We start from the raw sequence: 18,551 nt of genomic DNA, 5'->3' as shown, positions 1-18,551 counted from the left end.
CTACTCACACATCCCGTCGGTCATCGTTGGTGCGCTCGCGCCCCGCTACGTATCCTGAGAAGGACATGCCCCAGATAGCCGAAATGACTGATTTGCTCGATGCGCACCCATGGACACCGGTGAACCAGTGAACGAAGAGAACACGGGTGAGGACACCGCGGCAGACCTCCCCGTCCACGTCGTCCTCGGCGAGAAGTACGAGCTGGTCGACGTCCTCGGCACCGGGGCGACCTTCACCGTCTACGACGCGCAGCGGGTAGCACCGCCGGCCGTTCCCGAGCCCCTGGCGGACGACGCCGACGCGGCCACCGGAGCACCGGACGACGACGGAGCCGCGGACGATGCGGCCGCGGCGGGCGACGCCGCCGACGAGGCCGCCGTGCAGGGCGACGCCGCCGACGAGGCCGCCGTGCAGGGCGACGCCGCCGACGAGGACGACGAGTCCGGCGAGGGCGCCGCCACGACCGACGACGCCGAGGCGACGGCGGAGGACGAGACGGGCGCGGTGTCCGGCGAGGACGGGTCCACCCCGGCCGCCGAGGCCGACGCGGACACGACGCCGGACGTTCCCGGTCCCCCGGAGCCGGACGAGCCCGAGGACCCCTTCGACCAGCCGCTCGTGGTCAAGGTGCTCCACCCGCACCTGGTCGACGACGAGAACGCCCGCGCCTCCCTGCGCCGCGAGGTCGAGGCCTCCGCCCAGGTGGACCACCCGGGTGTCGTGAAGGTCCTGGACTCGGGCGAGGAGGACGTCGCGGGCGCGGCCGTGCCCTGGACGGTCATGAACCGGATGCCGGGCGTGTCCCTGTCCGAGCTCGCCGGCGACACCGGCCTGCCCTGGCGCGACGCGCTGGTGATCATCGACGGTCTGCTGGAGGCGCTCGCCGCGGTGCACGCGGCCGGCCTGGTGCACCGCGACGTCGCGCCGCGCAACGTCATGGTCGACAAGCGCGCTGACGGCACCTACGCCGTGGGCCTGATCGACCTGGGCCTCACCCGTCCGGCCGGCGGCGAGGGTGACGGGGACACCGTGGCCGGGTCGGTCATCGGCATGTCCCCGGAGCAGGCCCGCGGCAAGCCGCTCGACGCGCGCAGCGACATCTACGCCGTCGGCGCGCTCGCGTACTACGCGCTGACCGGGCACGCGCCGTACGAGCGTGCCAACGCCGAGGACGTGCTGCGTGCGCACGTGAACGCGCCCGTGCCCGCGGCGTCGGCCCGTCGTGCCGCGGTGCCGGCCTCGGTGGACCGGCTCGTGTCGCGGGCGATGGCCAAGGACCCCAACCGCAGGTTCCCGACCGCCGAGTCCATGCGGGAGACCGTGACGATCCTGCTCGGCGGGCCCGCGGGCCGGATGGGCACCAGCGACGAGACCATGCAGCTCGGCGTGGGTGCGGGCGGTACCGAGGTCATCGACCCGGTCACCGGCGCGGCCGGGTCCGGCACGATGAAGCTCGGGCAGGTGGTCGACGAGACCGAGCGCACGACCATGATCGGGGCCGTCGGTGCGGGTGCCGCCGGTGCGGCCGCCGTCGGCGCGCTCGGTGCTCAGGACGCGGCCGCGTCCGTGCCGCCGCCGGCGGACCCGCCGGAGGAGGAGAAGTCCTTCTGGCAGAAGATGACCACCGGCCGGGGCCGCGTGGTCACGATCATCGTGTTCGCGCTGCTCGTGTTCGGCGGCGCCGGCCTGGTCATCGCCGGCATGCTCTCCGACGACGGTGGTGCGCCCGCGGTGACGCCGAGCAGCACGCCGTCGTCACCCGAGCCCTCCCGGACGCCGTCGCCGACCCCCACCCCCACCCCGACGGAGACCGACGAGGAGGTGGTCCCGCCGCCGGCCTACACACCGTCGCCGACCCCCACCCCGACGCCGTCGAGCTCGCCGTCGCCCTCAGCCACCCCGAGCGAGGAGCCGACCCCTTCGCAGGAGCCGACGCCGTCGCAGGAGCCGACTCCTTCCCAGGAGCCGACCCCCTCGCAGGAGCCGACGCCGTCGCAGGAACCGTCCGCCGACCCGAGCGTCCCGGTCGAGGAGCCCTCGCCGGACCCGACCGGTGGTGGCGAGGCGGGCGCCGGGGGAGAGACCGGGGCGGGCACCACCAGCCGGTGAGTCAGAGCGCCTTCAGGCGCTCCTTGAGAGCCATCGCGGCGCGGGCCCGGAGCATCGGTCCTTCGGCCTCCTCGTCCGACGCCGCGGCCGCGACCGTCGCCATGTGCGCCGCGAACCGGGCGTCGGCCGCGGCCAGGACGGCGTCCGGGTCGGCGCGGTACGCCTCGGTGACCTCGTCCAGCGTGGCGTCGTGGAAGGTCACGCCCAGGGTGTCGATCGGCAGCGCGACGTCGTAGATCGCTGATGCGACCGCCGCCTCGACGCGTGCCGTGATGCCGTTCTTGACCGAGTTGTCCATGTGGGCAACGTACCGGCAGCGACCCGTACCCGTCCCCGAAAGGTCAGGCGATCCAGCCGCGCTCGCGGGCGACCGTCACGGCCGCCGTCCGGTCGGCCACCCCGAGCTTGGCGAAAGCCCTGATCAGATGGGTCTTGACCGTGGCCTCCGTGATCGACAGCGCCCGCCCCACCTCCGCGTTCGACCGCCCCCGCGCCACCAGGGCGAGCACCTCGGCCTCCCGGGCCGACGGTCGTTCCGCGGCCGTCCGGACCGAGCTGACCAGGCGGGTCGCCACGCTCGGCGCCAGCACCGTCTCGCCCCGGGCCGCCGCCCGGACGCCCGCGACCAGCTCGGCGCGCGGCGTGTCCTTGAGCAGGTACCCGGTCGCACCGGCCTCGACCGCACGCAGGATGTCGGCATCGGTGTCGTACGTGGTCAGCACCACCACGCGCGGCCCCGTCCCGACGATCCCTGCGGTCGCGGCGACGCCGTCGAGCACGGGCATGCGCAGATCCATCAGCACGACGTCGGGCCGCAGCTCCGCCGCCAGGTCCACCGCCTCCTGACCGTCGCCGGCCTCACCCACCACGTCCAGGTCGTCCTCGACGCTGAGCATGCCCGCCAGCCCCGACCGCACCACCGGATGGTCGTCCACCACCAGGACCCGGATCATCGGGCCACCCCCTGTTCCCGCGTTCCGTCGTGATCACCGGGTGCGTCGTCGCCGGGTACGTCGTCACTGGGTGCGCCGTCGCCGGGTGCGGCTGCGTGCTCGGTGCGTGTGCCCGGCGCCGTGCCGCTGCCCGGCGCCGTCCCGGCGGCTGTGCCCGGCGCCGCACCGGCGCGAGCCTCGACCGGGACCCGCGCACACAGGTACGTGCCCCCGTCGGCGCCCGGCGTGACCGTGAGCGTGCCGCCCACCGAACGTACCCGGTCGCGCATCCCCGCCAGCCCGAACCCGTCGGGTACGCCGGGTGCGATGCCCCGGCCGTCGTCGGACACGACCAGGACCACCTCGTCCTCCGTCCGTCTCAGCCGCACCACGACGGTGAGCGCCCGCGCGTGCCGGCGTACGTTGGCCAGCGCCTCCTGCGCGGCCCGCAGCAGCACCACCTCGATCGCCGGAGGCAGCGGCCCCACGCCGTCGGCCCGGAAGCCCACCACGAGATCCGTCTCCTGCGCGAAGAGGTCGGTGACCCGGCTCAGCGCCTGAGGGAGTGACGCGTCCTGGAGCGCGACCGGTGCGAAGGCGGCCACCAGGGCGCGCGCCTCGGCGAGGTTCTCCCGGGCCGTGTCCTCCATGACCTCCAGACGGTCGCGCACGGTTCCCTCGTCCCCGACGTCGAGCGCCGCCGTCGCAGCCTGCGCCTGCATCACCACGCTCGTGAACCCCTGTGCGAGGGTGTCGTGGATCTCCCGGGCCAGGCGCTCGCGCTCGGCCAGCACACCCGCCTCGTGGTTGGTCCGCGCCAGCTCGGCCTGTGCTGCCTGCAACTCGTCCAGCAGGCGCGAGTGCTGCTCCGCGCGCCGCATCGCCACGTGGAACCACAGGCCCAGCCCGATCGCGAACACGAGGGTCACGAGCATCTGCGGCACCACCTCGGCCAGCACCGCCGGGTCAGAGCCTGATCCCACGACGATGCCTCCCGCCACCGCCGTCCCCAGCGCCACGCAGCCCACCACGCCCTGGCGGATCGACTCCAGGAGCATCCACGTCTGCGCGAACGCGATGAACAGCAGCAGCGACGCCACCCCACCCTGCGACACCGTCACCGCCGTGCCCAGGACCAGGACCACCAGGTACGCCCTCGCCCGCCACTGGTCGCGGGTCCGCGCCGCCCGCGCGCCCCACACCACGTACGCCACCACGATCGCGCCCATCGCCGCCAGGGCGACCGCGAGCCGCACACCCCGCGTGCCCTCCAGGACCAGGGCCACGGCGGTCAGCGCCACGATCACCCCGAACGCCGCGTCCCACCACCGCACCTGCTGGTCCCACCCGGCGTACAGGCGGTCGACGGCGAGCTCCTCCTCGCCGGTGGGCCGGGCTTCGTCAGCCGTCATCGTGCCGTCGCCAGCGGAACGTCCGGGTGCCCACCAGGAGCGCGACGACCAGCCATGCCGCCAGTACAGCAGCCGTCGCCCCGGGCTGCCAGGCCCCGGACGGCTCGGCCGCCGCGAACGCATCCGGCAGGAACACCGACCGCATGCCCTGCGCGATCCACTTGAGCGGGAACAGCGACGACAGATCGATCATCCAGTCCGGGAGCTGGCTGACCGAGAAGAACACCCCCGAGGTGAACTGCAGCACCAGGAGCGGCGTCACGACCACGGCGCTCGCGGACCGCCCGGACCGGGGGACCGACGAGTACGCGACGCCGCACACGGCCCCGGCGGCGGTGCCGAGCACGAAGACCCATGCGAACGTGACCCAGCGTGCCGGGTCGTCGGGGAGCGGGACGTCGAAGGCCAGTGCCGCCACGGCCAGCAGGAGCGCGGTCTGCACCAGCACGGTGGTCAGCGACAGGAAGACCTTGCCCAGGAAGTACGACGTCGCGGGCAGGGGCGTGCCGCGCAGCCGCTTGAGGCTGCCGTCGTCGCGGTCGACGGCGATCGAGATCGCCAGTGTCTGGTAGGTCGAGAGCATGACCCCCGTGGCGACCATGCCCGGCAGGAAGTACTGCGCGAAGCTGACCGTGACGCCGTCCGCGACGATCGGGTCGTCGTCGCCGAACACCGTCGCGAAGATGGCGAGCATGACGATCGGGTAGGCGAAGCCGAAGATGACCGAGTCGCGCTCGCGCACGTACTCCAGCAGCTCCACGCCGCCGCGCACGAGTCCGAGGCGGAGCGTGCCGGGCAGCCGCCGGGCTCGGGCGCCCGTCGTGGGGGCGGTGCTGCCGGCCGTCGTTGTCGTCGTGCTCATCACGCCGCCTCCGTGTTCGCGTCGTCGTTGTCGTCGGGGTCCGTGCCTGCGGCGTCGTCCGCGGTGGGCTCGCCGATGAGGGAGAGGTACACGTCCTCCAGGGTCGGCCGCGTCACGGACAGGCCAGGCACCTCGCGGTCGGGCCCCGCCGCCGCGATCAGCTGGGCGACGAGCGCCGTGGGCCGGTCGGTCCGCTCGGTGCGCCGCACGCCGTCCTGCTCCCACGCGACGAGGGGGGTGCGCGCCGCGGGGCCGCCCAGCGTGTCCGGCGTGCCCTCGGCGACCACCACGCCGTCCCGCACCACGACCACGCGGTCCGCGAGGTACGCCGCCTCGTCCAGGTAGTGGGTCGTCAGCAGGATCGTGGTGCCGGCGTCGCGCAGGCCGGTCACGAGGTCCCAGAAGGAGCGCCGGGCCTGCGGGTCGAAACCCGTGGTCGGCTCGTCGAGGAACAGGAGCTCGGGCCGGCCGACGATCCCGAGCGCCACGTCCAGCCGGCGCCGCTGCCCGCCCGACAGCATGCGCATCCGGGCCCGTGCCTTGTGCTCCAGGCCGACTGCGGCGACGACCTCGGCGGGTTCCCGCGCGTCCGGGTAGGCCGCCGCGGTGGCGCGCACCTGCTCCAGCACCGTGAGCTCGCTCATGTCGCGCGAGTCCTGCATGACGATGCCCGTGCGCGCCCGCCAGCCCCGGCCCGCGCGCCGGGGGTCCTCGCCGAGCACCGCGACCTCGCCGGCGTCCCGGTCACGGAAACCCTCGAGGATCTCGATGGTGGTGGTCTTCCCGGCCCCGTTCGGGCCGAGCACCGCGACGATCTCGCCGTGCGCCACGTCGAGATCGAGCCCGGCCACGGCGTCCTTGTACCCGCTGCGGGGGGTGCCGTACCGCTTGCGGAGGCCGCGCACCCGGACGGCCCCGGAGTCGTTGTTCTGCATGGTGCGAGCATGCTCCGAGGGGCGGGTCCGGCGGGACGCCCGTTCGGCTGCACCTGGTGTCCGTCGTTCGGTGGACACCGCTCCCGGGGCCGTTCCCGGGGCTGGTGGGAACGGGTTCGACCTACGGCCGTGGGTACCGTACAGTTGTGCCTCGGTGATCGATGCTCACCTGATGTCCTGCGCCCCTCGGGGCACGGTGTGCGGACATCTGACAAGGCATCGGACACAGAGGGTAGTGGCGCAATTGGTAGCGCAGCGGTCTCCAAAACCGCAGGTTGCAGGTTCGAGTCCTGTCTACCCTGCCAGCGTGAACCCCAGCGGGGCCGCGCGCAGCGGGCCCACGTGAGTGGACCTGGCAAGCCAGTCCGCGCCGCCCGGGCGCGCCGGGCCACAGGAGTGGGGTAGCAGTGAGCGACACCGAGGTGATCCAGAGCGCCGCGGAGCGTCCGAGCAAGGGCAACGGCAACATCTTCGCCCGTATCGCGCTCTTCGTGCGCCAGGTGGTGGCCGAGCTCAAGAAGGTCGTGTCGCCGACGCGTTCCGAGCTCGTCACCTACACGACGGTGGTGCTGGTCTTCCTTGTCGTGGTCATGATCTTCGTGGTCGCGCTGGACTACGCCTTCGGCATGCTCGCCGGCTGGGTCTTCGGCTGACCGAGCAGATCCGGGCCGGTCGCTGAGGCGACCGTCGTCGGCCCAGGGCTGCGGTCCCGATCCGGTCGGGGTGCGCCACGCCGGGGCATGGTGCACGCTGCGCAGTATCTCGCTGTGATCGTTCTCGCCTGTCGCCGATTGTTCCTTCGCGGTGTTTTCGCGCGACAATGAGCGGATACAGCTCGTAGAGGTACGCACACCCGTGCCGGGCGCAGCCCCGGCGCACGAAGAGAAAGCAGGTTCGTTCGTGTCCCAGGACTCTCTGGACCAGACGGAGAACGCCTCGACGCCCGACGGCGACGAGGCGGCCGTCGATGCGCCCCTGGACGCCGAGAACGCTGACGTGCCTGCGGACGCCGAGACTCCCGACGAGGCCACCGAGGAGCGAGTCGTCGACGCCGACGGCGACGTCATCGTGGACGAGGTCGAGGAGTTCAAGCGGACCCTCCGCAGCCAGCCGGGCGACTGGTACGTCATCCACTCGTACGCGGGCTACGAGAAGCGCGTGAAGACCAACCTCGAGAACCGCATCCAGAGCCTGAACATGGAGGACTACATCTTCCAGGTCGAGGTTCCGATGGAAGAGGTCGCCGAGATCAAGAACGCGCAGAAGAAGATCGTGAGCCGGGTCCGCATCCCGGGCTACGTCCTCGTGCGCATGGACCTGACCGACGAGTCGTGGGGCGCCGTCCGGCACACGCCGGGTGTCACGGGCTTCGTCGGGCACACGCACCAGCCGGTCCCGCTGAGCTTCGACGAGATCTACTCGATGCTCGCGCCGTCGATGCTGCCGCAGCAGGCGCAGGGCGGCCAGCCCGCAGCGGGCGCCGCCGCGGCGTCGACCGCGGGCAAGGCCCCGGTCCACGTCGACTTCGAGGTGGGCGAGTCGGTGACCGTCACGGACGGGCCGTTCGACACGCTGCCCGCCTCGATCTCCGAGATCAACGTCGAGGCCCAGAAGCTCAAGGTCCTCGTCTCCATCTTCGGCCGGGAGACCCCGGTCGAGCTGGGCTTCAACCAGGTCGCCAAGATCTGACCGTTCGTCCCAGCATTGCAACCGGGTCATCGCCCACGGCGTAGGCCCACCCAACAGAAGGTAGACAACGCATGCCCCCGAAGAAGAAGGTCTCCGGCCTCATCAAGCTGCAGATCCAGGCCGGCGCCGCGACGCCGGCTCCGCCGATCGGCCCCGCGCTGGGTCAGCACGGCGTGAACATCATGGAGTTCTGCAAGGCGTACAACGCGGCGACCGAGTCGCAGCGCGGCAACGTCATCCCGGTCGAGATCACGGTGTACGAGGACCGCTCGTTCACCTTCATCACCAAGACCCCGCCGGCCGCCGAGCTGATCAAGAAGGCCGCCGGTGTGGCCAAGGGCTCCGCGACGCCGCACACGGTCAAGGTCGCCTCGATCACCAAGGACCAGGTCCGCGAGATCGCCACGACCAAGCTGCCGGACCTGAACGCGAACGACCTCGACGCCGCGTCGCTGATCATCGCGGGCACCGCCCGCTCGATGGGCATCACCGTCTCGGAGTGAGCTGAAGGACCACGGTGACCCGGCGAACGGCGTCGGGCGCCACAGTGGCAGGGCCGCGAGGCCCGCTACGACCACAAGAGGAGAGAAACATGGCAAAGCGCAGCAAGGCGTACCTCGCCGCCGCGGAGAAGATCGACAGCGAGAACCTGTACTCGCCGCTCGAGGCCATCCGCCTGGCCAAGGAGACCGCCACGGTCAAGTACGACGCCACCGTCGAGGTCGCGTTCCGGCTGAGCGTGGACCCGCGCAAGGCGGACCAGATGGTCCGCGGCACGGTCAACCTGCCGAACGGCACGGGTAAGACCGCCAAGGTCATCGTGTTCGCCAACGCCGCCAAGGCGGAGGAGGCCCGCGCGGCCGGTGCCGACGAGGTCGGTGGCGACGAGCTCATCGAGAAGGTGGCCGCCGGCTACACCGACTTCGACGCGGCCGTGGCCACGCCGGACCTCATGGGCAAGGTCGGTCGTCTCGGTAAGGTGCTGGGCCCCCGCGGCCTCATGCCGAACCCGAAGACCGGCACCGTGACCATGGACGTCACCAAGGCTGTGTCCGACATCAAGGGCGGCAAGATCGAGTTCCGCGTCGACAAGCACGCGAACCTGCACTTCATCATCGGCAAGTCCTCCTTCTCGGAGGCTCAGCTGCTGGAGAACTACGCCGCCGCGCTCGACGAGGTCCTGCGTCTCAAGCCGTCGTCGTCGAAGGGCCGCTACATCAGCAAGGCCACGATGACCACGACGATGGGCCCCGGCATCCCGCTGGACCAGAGCAAGACCACCAAGCTGCTGGAGGAGCTCTCGGCCTGAGCCGAGCAGCTCTCCTGAGCACAAGGAGGCCCGCATCCCGACAGGGATGCGGGCCTTTTTGATCTGTGCTCAGTCCGATGTATCGAACCTGGTGCTCGTCCCTCTTGTCTGGTGAGCGGCACCCTGCCGCCGTGCGCCGAGGAGAGAGGAGTGCCTGGTGGGCACGGTCTTCCACCTCCCCGGAGCCACGGCGTCGGTCGTAGACTCGGCTGGTCCAAGTACTCCACGTCCTGTGCCGGATGTGGAAACATCCGCCAGCAGAGAATCCCGTGGTGCAATGACAGGATCAAGGGAGGCCCTGCCCGACGTCGACGGGTCCGGTCTCACACTCGGCGATCGCGCGGCGATCGCACTGACCGACTACCGCGAGGGCAACCCCCAGGCGCTGGGCGACCTGGTGCGCGAGGCGACACCGCTGCTCTGGCACACGGTCCGCGCGCAGGGCGTCGAGCCCGACGCCGCGGAGGACGTGGTGCAGAGCACCTGGGTCGCCCTCGTCCGGCACGCGGAGACCATCGCCGAGCCCAAGGCCGTGCTGAAGTGGCTGCTGGTCACCGCGAAGCGCGCCGCCTGGGAAGCCGTGCGCAAGCACCGCGACGACGAGAAGCGCCGTACCGAGCTCCCGGACGACAGTCCTGAGCACCCGGCGTCGCTCCCCGCGAAGGACCCGCTGCCCGACGCCGAGGTCCTGCGCGACGAGCGCGACCGCATCCTGTGGACGTCGCTCCAGAAACTTCCCGGACGCTGCCAAGAGCTGCTGCGTCTGGTGTCGCTCGCCGACCGGCCGGACTACCGGTACATCTCGGCGGCGATCGGAATGCCGATGGGTTCCATCGGCTCGACCCGTGGTCGCTGCCTGGCGAAGCTGCGCACCATCCTCGACGAGCAGGGGGACTTCTCGTGGACCTGACGCCGGAACCGAACAAGGACGACGAGGCCGTGGGGGACCTCTCGTTCGACCCGAAGGGCGTGCTGGACGCCGGGGACGGTGCCGTGCTGACCCGGCTCGCCCGGCTGGTGGAGACGGTGGACCCCGTGCCGGACGATCTCGTGGAGCGCTCGCTCTTCGCGATCACGCTGGCCGGCCTGGAGGCCGACCTGATGGAGGCGGTCTACCTCGACACGCCGCTCGCGGGCGTCCGGGGGGCCGCCGCCGCAGCACGTGCCGACGACGCCGCACCGGCCGAGGCCAAGACCATCACCTTCACGCACGACTCGCTGACCGTGATGATCAGCCTGTCGCCGGCCGCGGGCGGTCGCGTCCGCATCGACGGCTGGGCGGCCCCGGCGGCGGGCCTGTCCGTCGAGCTGCACCGCCCGGGGGTCGACGTCGTGACGACGGCCTCCGACGAGGACGGCCGGTTCGCCTTCGACTCTGTCGAGCGAGGGCGCGCGAGCCTGGTGGTGCGCCGGACCGATGGCGGGGGCGGGGCCGTGAGCACGCCGGTGATCGAGCTGTGAGCTGCTGAACTTCCTGAACACCTGATGATCCGGCCGAGGGGCGCGGCGGGATTCGCTGAGCAATCGTTGTCGATGGAGAGGTATTGCTGTGAGTGAGCCCATGCCCGAGTCGGAGCTGCGCGTACGGGACCATGCCGGGGGGTGGCGGCCGGTCCGGGAGCTGGATCCGGCGGAGGCACCTTGCCGCCGTGACGTTCGACTGGCGCCGACGCGGTACGTGGCGGACCGGCTGATCGTGCGCAGTGCGCCGGGCGAGGACGACAGCCTGCTGGCGCTGCTCCAGGAGCGTGCGGCCGAGCGAGGGCTGTCCCTGGAGATGGAGGAGCTGGCCCCGGCACCGATGAGGTCGGAGGTGCCGCGTACGGGCGTTGCGCTGCACGTGGCGGCCGGTGGCGCCGAGGACGCTGATGTGTGGGACCTGCTGGACGACGTGGCGACTCTGGCCAGTGAGGACGATCGCAAGAGGATCGGGCTCGACCACGTGCTGCACGGACACCAGAATCGGCCCGGTGTCGCCAACCCCGGCGATCGAGAGCCATCTCGTCACGTTGGCCCGGTACCGCGCCGAGCGCTTGGAGCGGGCCCTGTGCCGTGGCTTGCCGAGTCCGGGGTCCAGCGCCCGGTGGTAGCCCTCGTCGACACCGGAATCGGAGCCCATCCGTGGTTCGACAGCTCACACGTCGTCATTCGGGACGCAGAACTCGACGGACGGCCCATCGGCACTTTCACGGACGACGAGCCGGTGGCAGGTCATGAACCATCGACGGAACTGGCACCGTATACCGGCCACGGAACCTTCATCGCGGGGGTCGTGCACCAGGTGTGCCCGGACGCGGCGATCCTTCCGGTGCGGGTGATGTACACAGATGGAGAAGTACGCGAGTGGGACCTCGTGCGTTCGCTCGAGAGGTTGCTGGAGTACCACTTGCGAGGTGTTTCCGGCATTGATGGGTATACCCCCGTCGACGTCGTGGTCCTGGCGCTCGGCTTCCAGCCGGAGGACCCGGACCTGGACGACTACGAGGGAATGCTCCGAGGTGTTCTGCGAGATCTCCGGAGGGCCGGTGTGCTGGTCGTCGCGTCCGCAGGAAACGACGGCGGCGAACGCCCGGTGTTTCCCGCGGCCTGGGCTCCCCATGTTCGCCGGGTCGACGGCCGGGCAGAGCCGTTGAACGTCCACGACTTGCGAGCGGACTACACGCCTCTGCTGGTGGTCACAGCGTCGAACCCGAACGGCACCCTGGCGGAGTTCGCCAATGATGGCCCGTGGGTGACCAGCGTGCGCCCGGGCACCAATGTCCACAGCACCATGCCAACGACCGCCGATGGCGCCCTGCCACCCCAGCGAGTGGCGGACGGAGGGCGCGAATCGGTCGACCCGGACGACTTCACGGGTGGCTTTGCGACGTGGAGCGGGACGTCGTTCGCGTCGCCAGTGCTGGCAGGCGAACTCGCCCAGCACCTCCTGGACGGCCGTATGGCCGAAGGGCCGGCTGACCGGGTTGCGGCGGCGTGGGAGGCTGCACACCAGGCGACGGGATTACCGATCCCGCATTGAACATGACGGGGTGAGCGTGGAGGCGACCACTCGTACCGGTCCGTGGGGTCGGCTGTTCGAGCGGCTGGCAGCCGCCCGCGACCTGCATTCGCGAGCCAAGTGGGCGTCTGCGGAGTCTGGCTTTCGTGCGCTGCTCGCTGATCTGGCCGAGTTTGATCCAGGTCGTCTCGATGCCAAAGGCCGGGCCCAGTGGGCGGAGCTGATGGTGCGGAGCTACCTGGGGCTGTCGAACCCGGTCTATGCGCTCACCGGGTCGCTTGGCGAGGCGCTCGCGCTGTGCGACCGGGCGGCGGAGATCGAGAGCAGAGTCCACGATCCCTCGATGTCGTGCCTGATCTTCGTGCAGCGCGGAGTGCTCCACTCACGGTCTGGCGACGTACGACAAGCTCTTGAGCACCTCACAGAAGCCGTCGAAACACCAGGGCTGAACGGCCATCGTGACCTCGCGATCGCCTACCTGAACCGGGGTGCGGTGTTCGGCATGCTCGGAGAGTTCTCCGATGCGCTCCGTGACTACGAAGAGGCGAGGGCACACGCTGTCGCGTTGGGCGACCCACAGTTCGTCTCGTTCGCATTGCACAACTTCGGCTACGCGCAGTACACGCTGGGCGACCTGCCAGGTGCGCTGCGCTCGATGGAGCAGGCCCGGCTCGCGGCGCCCGACCAGGACGACGGCATCCCGGAGCTCGGCCGTGCCGAGGTGCTATTCGAGAGCGGGCTGCTCGCGGATGCCGAACAGCTGTTGTCGCGTGCAGCCGATCGTTTGGCACGCGCAGCACTACGAAGCGACCATGCGGTGGCGGAGTGGTTCCGCGCACGGGCCATGATGGGGCTTGACCGCTTCGACGAGGCGCAGGCGCAGGCAGCACAAGCACGACGTCGATTCGAACGTGGCGGGCAACGGTCGATGGCTGCGCTCGCGAGAGTTCTCGAGCTGGAGGCCTTGCTGTCAGCGGCTCGACGCGCACCAGGTCGTTATCCACTGGCCACCGCCCGGCGGTGGGCGCGGAAAGCACTCGTCGTGGCTGAAGCAGGGGACGAGGCAGGACCGACGTTCGGCTATCACCCAGGCCACACCGCACGACTCGTTGCTGCTCGGTGGTTTCTGCTGAGCGGTGACGTGGATGCCGCGCGATCCGTCAGGGCGCAGATGCCCCGCACCATGACGAGCGCACCACTGACAGTTCGCCTCCAGCACTACACCGTTCAGGCTGAGCTTGCCTTCGCAACGGCTGATCGCGCCCGGGGTCTGCGCGCCGTACGAGCGGGGCTCGGGCTGTTGACCAGCCATCGCAGTCGGCTTGGATCCGTCGAGTCGGTCACGGCTGCGGCCGCTCATGGCGTCGATCTCACACGAGTGGATGTCGAAGCCGCCGTCCGCACCGGCAGGCCTGAAGCGCTGTTCGATGCCCTGGAACGTGGCCGTGCCACGTTCGCGGGCACCGGCCGAGTCACTCCACCGGACGATCCGGAGGCAGCAGCACTCCTGACCGAGGCACGAGCACTACTGGTCAGAGCTCGCGAGCTGGGCGCGGATCAGTCTGGAGAACGCGAGATGCTCACCCGTCGTGCCACGCGGATCCAAGGCGAGGTCCGCGAACGCTCCTGGCGGCATGCCGGCAACGCCGGTGCGGTGCAGCGACCGGTCACGGCACGCGAGCTCCGGGGCATCCTGAACGTTCGTGACAGGGATTCCGTGGTCGCCAACTTCGTCTCGATGAACGGCACGCTCCGCTGCGTCCGCGTCGACGCCACCAGCGTCACCGCCGTCGACATCGGCCCCGCCGACGACGTCGTCGAACACGTCCGCCGCCTCACCGCCGACTTCGCCATGGCCGCCAACGACCTGATCCCCGCCCCGCTCCGCGCCGCGGCCACAGCATCCCTCGAACGCAACCTCAAGGCCCTCGACGCCATCCTGCTCGCCCCGCTCCGCGCCGACGGCGACCTGTACGTCGTCGCCCGTGAGCCACTGCTCAGCGTTCCGTGGGCGGCGCTCCCGTCGCGCAGCGGCCTGCGCACCTCCGTGAACTCCTACGTCGCGCGCGGACGTACCCACGCGCGACCCACGGGCGAGGGCAAGCTGCTCGCCGCAGCGGGCCCCGGGGTCCGGCACGGTGCCGACGAGGCCCGGGCCGTCGGTGAGCAGTGGCCCGGTGCAACCGTGCTGACCGGCAAGGACGCCGTCACAGAGCAGGTCCGCAAGGCCCTCGCCACGCACGACGTCGTCCACCTCGCCACGCACGGCCAGCACGACGCCGACAACCCACTCTTCGCGAGCATCGACCTCGCCGACGGCCCGCTGTTCGCCCACGAGCTCGACGGCACTCCGCTGCCCGGGTCGGTGGTGATCCTGTCGTCCTGCGAGGTCGGTGGTTCGACCCAGGTGCTCGGCGGTGAGCTCCTGGGCCTCACCTCCGTGCTCCTCCGCCTCGGCGCCCGCGCCGTCATCGCCTCGGTCGCCAAGCTCTCCGACGAGCTCGCCGCCCGCGTCATGCCCCGCCTGCACGCGCACCTGCGTGAGACCGACGATCCCGAGGCGGCGCTCGCGGCCGCGCTGACCGACGTCGCCCAGCCCGTCCCTCTCGTCTGCTTCAGCTCGGTCGAGGGACTCACTGCGGGGTGATTCCGCCGCCCGAAGATCGTCTTCACCCGAGCCCGACGCGCTGACCTGCGTCGTCGCAGCGGGCGATGACAGCGCCCATTCCGCCCCGCTATCGTGTCCCGCCCGGTGCCCCACGAGGGCCCGCAGAGGCAAGGGGACAAGCATGTGGCCGGAACTCGAGGCGGAGCTGCTGGCCGCCCGGGAGCTCAACTCCCGGTCGCGGCCCGGCGATGCCCTGCCGCGGTTCCGGGAGGTCCTCGACCGGCTGCGCGTCGTCGATCTGGCCACGCTCAGCGCTACCGACCGCGAACGCTGGGCGGAGGGCATGGTCCGCTCGCTGGCGGGGGAGGCCGTCGCCGTCCACGCCGTGGGGGAGACCCTGGACAAGCCCCTCGCCCTGCTCGAGGACGCCGACGCCCGCGTGGACGCTGCGCCGCCCAGCGTCCGCCGCCGGCTCACCGCCGTCGTCGAAGGCACGCGTGGTCTGCTGCTCCAGCGTGCGGGCCGGCTCGTCGAGGCGGTGACCGCCTTCGACCGGGTGCTCGCGGACGTGGCGGTGCTCCCCGTGCGCGACCACGCGACCGCCCTGCTCAACCGGGGTGCGGCCGCCATCGAGCTCGGCCGGCTGGACACCGCGCTCCGCGACTTCGACGCCTGCCACGAGCTGGCGATGCGTGCCGACCTGCCTGGCATCGCGTCCCTGGCCCTGCACAACACGGGCTTCGTCCGGTACGCGCTCGGCGACCTGCCGGGCGCGCTCCAGGCCATGGCCGCCGCTCGTGCCGTCGACCCCGAGCGTGCCGACGGCGTGCTCGACATCGGCCGTGGCGCCGTCCTCTACGAGGCCGGGCTGCTGGAGGACGCCGAACAGGTCCTCACCCAGGCGATCTCCCGCATGGTGGTGCCTGGCCGCGCGCACCATCGTGCCGAGGCCGAGTACTTCCGAGCGCGCTGCCTCATGGCGCTGCACCGCTGGGACGAGGCCCGCGCGGGAGCGGCCTTCGCGCGGCGGTACTACACCGGCGTCGGCCATCCGCAGCGTGCCGCCGTCGCACGCGTCGCCGAGCTGGAGGCGATCCTCCTGCCGATCCGGCGCGGCGAGGCCCCCGTGCCCGACGACGCCCGCCACCGGGCCGAGCAGGCCATGGCCGCCGCCGAGGCGGGCGACGAGGTGGACCCCCTGCTCGGCCAGCATCCCGGCCTGACCGCACGCTTCGTCGCCGCGCACTGGTACCTGCTCGCCGGCGACGTCGCCGCGGCCCGGGCCGTGCTCGACAGTCTCCCGGCCGCCATCGCCGACGCCCCGCTGTCCACGCGCATCCAGCGCCAGACGGTGCTCGCCCAGCTCGCGTTCGCGTCCGGCCACCGGGACGCCGGCATCCAGGCGGTGACCACAGGCCTCGGCCTGCTCGCCGACCACCGCGTGGGCCTCGGCTCGGTCGAGTCCGTGACCGCCGCGGCCGTGCACGGCGTCGACCTGCAGTGGACCGACGTGCGTGCCGCGCTGCAGACCGGTCGGCCGGACTGGCTGTTCGAGGCCGTCGAGCGGGGGCGGGCCACCTTCGCCGGGGTGGGCGGCACCACCGCACCGGACGAACCCGCCGTCGGCGCGCTCGTCACCGAGGCTCGCGGCCTCGTCGCCCGCGCCCGGACGCTCACCGACCGGGACAGCGCGACCGAGCGCGCCTACCTGTTCGAGCGATCGCGCAGGCTCCTGGCGGCCGCGCGCGAGCGAGCCTGGCACCGCACCGGCGCCCACCACGACGTCGTCGAGGAACGTCCGGCCGGGACGGCGGAGGTCCGGCAGCTCCTCGCCGCCCGTGACGACGGTGCCGTCGTCGCCAACTTCTTCGTGATCGACGGCGTGCTGCGCTGCGTCCGCGTCGACGCGCACGGCGCGCGACTGCTGGAGCTGGGGTCTCGGGCCGAGGTCACCGAACGCGTGCTCCGGGCCCGGGCCGACCTCGGCGTGTGCGCCAACGACCTCGTGCCGCCTGGTCTGCACGAGGCCGCCCGGCGCTCCCTGACCCGGAACCTCGACGCCCTCGACGCGCTCCTGGCGCGGCCGCTGGACGCCGACGGCCCGCTCTACGTCGTCGGCCGTGAGCCGATCGTCGGGGTGCCGTGGACGGCGCTCCCGTCCCGGCGGGGACGACGTACGACGATGCGCTCCTACATGGCACGCGGCCGTGCGCCCGCAGCCCCGGGAAAGGCCCACCGACTGCTGGCCGCCCACGGACCCGGCGTGACCCTGGGCGCGAGCGAGGTGCTGGCGGTCGGCGGGATGTGGCCCGGCGCGACGGTCCTCACCGGCGCCGCCGCCACGACCACGGCCGTGCGCGAGGCGCTCGTCACGCACGACATCGTGCACCTCGCGACCCACGGCACGCACGACGCCGACAACCCGCTCTTCGCCAGCATCGACCTGGCCGACGGCCCACTGTTCGCCCACGAGCTCGACGGCGCGCGCCTGCCAGGGTCGGTGGTGATCCTGTCCGCCTGCGAGGTCGGCGGCTCCTCCCAGGTGGTGGGCGGCGAGGTGCTCGGCCTGACGGCGGTGCTGCTGCGCCTCGGCGCGCGCGCCGTCGTCGCCGCCGTCGCCCCGCTCTCGGACGCCGTGGCCGCTCGGGTGATGCCGCGGTTCCACGCCCACCTCCGGGCCACCGACGACCCCGAGGCGGCACTGGCGGCGGCACTCGCGCCCGAGTCCGACCCGGCGCCCCTGGTGTGCTTCGCGTCCCTGGAGGCCCTGCCCCGCTGACGCCGACCTCGCCGGCTCCGTGTGGTGAGTGACACCCGGCGCCCGTGCGGCGGCACGCCCGTCGCCATGTATAGTTCTCGGGTAACCCAAGACCGCCGGTCGTCCGACGCTGCCCGCTCCTCGGAGCATCAGGGAGAGCAGAAGACCGAAGTCCCGCTGAGAGCGGGGGCCTGCGCAGGTGACGAACTCGAGTGCAGCCCTGCTGCACGAACCGAGCCCCGTGCGCCTGCGCCGGGGCTCTTTCTCGTTCCGGGGCCAAGCCCGGGGCTCACGCCCCAGGGAGCCGGTGGTACCACCACCGGAAGGATTGCCATGGCGAGGCCGGACAAGGCAGCCGCTGTCGCAGAGCTCGCGGACAAGTTCCGCGACTCCAGCGCGGCCGTGCTGACCGAGTACCGCGGGCTCACCGTCGCGCAGCTCAAGGAGCTGCGTCGGTCGCTCAGCGGCAACGCAACCTACGCCGTGGTGAAGAACACGCTGACGGGGATCGCGGCCAAGGAGGCCGGTGTCGATGGTCTCGACGCCGACCTGAAGGGCCCGTCCGCCATCGCATTCGTGACCGGGGACCCGGTCGAGGCTGCGAAGGGTCTGCGTGACTTCGCCAAGGCGAACCCTGCTCTGGTCATCAAGGGTGGCGTGCTCGACGGCCGCCCGATGTCCAGCGCAGAGATCACGAAGCTCGCGGACCTCGAGTCCCGCGAGGTTCTGCTGGCCAAGGTGGCCGGCGGTCTGAAGGCCACGCTGACGCGTGCCGCGTACGCCTTCACCGCCAAGCCCGCCCAGGTCGCCCGCGCTATCGATGCCCTGCGTCAGAAGCAGGAATCGGAGGGCGCTGCCGCCTGATCAGGCGGTCGCGCTAGAACAAAACCCCCTGCTTCTGGCGGGCCGTGCCCGGCCCGCGGAGCGCAAACCGAAAG

Annotated in this window: 16 protein-coding genes and 1 tRNA gene; 12 read left to right on the top strand and 5 right to left on the bottom strand. The window is 71.7% G+C overall.

Features of this window, described 5'->3' with window-relative positions:
- The first annotated feature begins 127 nt into the window (after nt 1-127).
- Nucleotides 128-2,110: a protein kinase gene (locus tag ACIBBF_RS21105; RefSeq protein WP_397417231.1), complete on the top strand. Its 1,983-nt coding sequence runs from the start codon at nt 128-130 to the stop codon at nt 2,108-2,110.
- Between the two features lies 1 nt (nt 2,111).
- Here the strand turns inward: ACIBBF_RS21105 and ACIBBF_RS21100 are convergent, their stop codons facing one another.
- Genes ACIBBF_RS21100 through ACIBBF_RS21080 form a run of 5 tightly spaced genes read right to left on the bottom strand, consistent with a single transcriptional unit; the run spans nt 2,112 to nt 6,251 of the window.
- The gene (locus ACIBBF_RS21100; RefSeq protein ID WP_397417229.1) at nt 2,112-2,408 is read right to left on the bottom strand and encodes a hypothetical protein; all 297 of its coding nucleotides are present in this window, start codon (nt 2,406-2,408) and stop codon (nt 2,112-2,114) included.
- A 43-nt stretch (nt 2,409-2,451) separates the two neighbouring features.
- Nucleotides 2,452-3,063 (bottom strand): response regulator, encoded by a 612-nt coding sequence (locus ACIBBF_RS21095; RefSeq protein ID WP_397417227.1) that lies wholly within the window; start codon nt 3,061-3,063, stop codon nt 2,452-2,454.
- On the bottom strand, nt 3,060-4,454 hold the full coding sequence (locus ACIBBF_RS21090) for a sensor histidine kinase (protein WP_397417225.1): 1,395 nt from the start codon (nt 4,452-4,454) through the stop codon (nt 3,060-3,062). The genes ACIBBF_RS21095 and ACIBBF_RS21090 overlap by 4 nt, the downstream gene beginning before the upstream one ends.
- Nucleotides 4,444-5,316, bottom strand: a complete 873-nt coding sequence (locus ACIBBF_RS21085; RefSeq protein ID WP_397417223.1) for an ABC transporter permease — start codon at nt 5,314-5,316, stop codon at nt 4,444-4,446. Before ACIBBF_RS21085 ends, ACIBBF_RS21090 begins: the two co-directional genes overlap by 11 nt.
- Nucleotides 5,316-6,251 carry an ABC transporter ATP-binding protein gene (locus ACIBBF_RS21080; RefSeq protein WP_397417220.1) on the bottom strand — a complete coding sequence of 312 codons (936 nt, stop codon included), beginning with the start codon at nt 6,249-6,251 and terminating at the stop codon, nt 5,316-5,318. Before ACIBBF_RS21080 ends, ACIBBF_RS21085 begins: the two co-directional genes overlap by 1 nt.
- Before the next feature lie 229 nt (nt 6,252-6,480).
- Between ACIBBF_RS21080 and ACIBBF_RS21075 the strand changes: the two genes are divergently transcribed.
- The 11 genes from ACIBBF_RS21075 (at nt 6,481) to rplJ (ending at nt 18,477) form a co-directional block, all read left to right on the top strand.
- Nucleotides 6,481-6,556: transfer RNA gene (locus ACIBBF_RS21075), tRNA-Trp, on the top strand.
- Between the two features lie 102 nt (nt 6,557-6,658).
- Nucleotides 6,659-6,904 (top strand): preprotein translocase subunit SecE, encoded by a 246-nt coding sequence (gene secE, locus ACIBBF_RS21070; protein ID WP_119139948.1) that lies wholly within the window; start codon nt 6,659-6,661, stop codon nt 6,902-6,904.
- Between the two features lie 247 nt (nt 6,905-7,151).
- Nucleotides 7,152-7,940 carry a transcription termination/antitermination protein NusG gene (nusG, locus tag ACIBBF_RS21065; RefSeq protein ID WP_397417216.1) on the top strand — a complete coding sequence of 263 codons (789 nt, stop codon included), beginning with the start codon at nt 7,152-7,154 and terminating at the stop codon, nt 7,938-7,940.
- A 71-nt stretch (nt 7,941-8,011) separates the two neighbouring features.
- Entirely contained in the window at nt 8,012-8,443 is a 432-nt protein-coding gene (rplK, locus tag ACIBBF_RS21060; protein ID WP_020016098.1) for a 50S ribosomal protein L11, read from the top strand.
- 89 nt (nt 8,444-8,532) lie between these two features.
- Nucleotides 8,533-9,249, top strand: a complete 717-nt coding sequence (gene rplA / locus ACIBBF_RS21055) for a 50S ribosomal protein L1 (RefSeq protein ID WP_397417213.1) — start codon at nt 8,533-8,535, stop codon at nt 9,247-9,249.
- Nucleotides 9,250-9,526: 277 nt separating this feature from the next.
- Nucleotides 9,527-10,159, top strand: coding sequence for an RNA polymerase sigma factor (locus ACIBBF_RS21050; RefSeq protein ID WP_397417211.1), 633 nt, complete (start codon nt 9,527-9,529; stop codon nt 10,157-10,159).
- Complete coding sequence (locus tag ACIBBF_RS21045; protein WP_397417209.1) at nt 10,150-10,710, top strand: hypothetical protein; 561 nt, start codon at nt 10,150-10,152, stop codon at nt 10,708-10,710. Before ACIBBF_RS21050 ends, ACIBBF_RS21045 begins: the two co-directional genes overlap by 10 nt.
- Before the next feature lie 217 nt (nt 10,711-10,927).
- Complete coding sequence (locus tag ACIBBF_RS21040) at nt 10,928-12,268, top strand: S8 family peptidase (protein WP_397417206.1); 1,341 nt, start codon at nt 10,928-10,930, stop codon at nt 12,266-12,268.
- Between the two features lie 10 nt (nt 12,269-12,278).
- Nucleotides 12,279-14,894, top strand: a complete 2,616-nt coding sequence (locus tag ACIBBF_RS21035; RefSeq protein WP_397417204.1) for a CHAT domain-containing protein — start codon at nt 12,279-12,281, stop codon at nt 14,892-14,894.
- Nucleotides 14,895-15,036: 142 nt separating this feature from the next.
- Entirely contained in the window at nt 15,037-17,634 is a 2,598-nt protein-coding gene (locus ACIBBF_RS21030) for a CHAT domain-containing protein (protein ID WP_397417202.1), read from the top strand.
- Between the two features lie 312 nt (nt 17,635-17,946).
- On the top strand, nt 17,947-18,477 hold the full coding sequence (gene rplJ, locus ACIBBF_RS21025; RefSeq protein ID WP_253835535.1) for a 50S ribosomal protein L10: 531 nt from the start codon (nt 17,947-17,949) through the stop codon (nt 18,475-18,477).
- Nucleotides 18,478-18,551: the final 74 nt, after the last annotated feature.

This window comes from Promicromonospora sp. NPDC050880, assembly GCF_044456525.1.
GTDB lineage: Bacteria > Actinomycetota > Actinomycetes > Actinomycetales > Cellulomonadaceae > Promicromonospora.
This window is presented reverse-complemented; position numbering and strand designations above follow the sequence as displayed.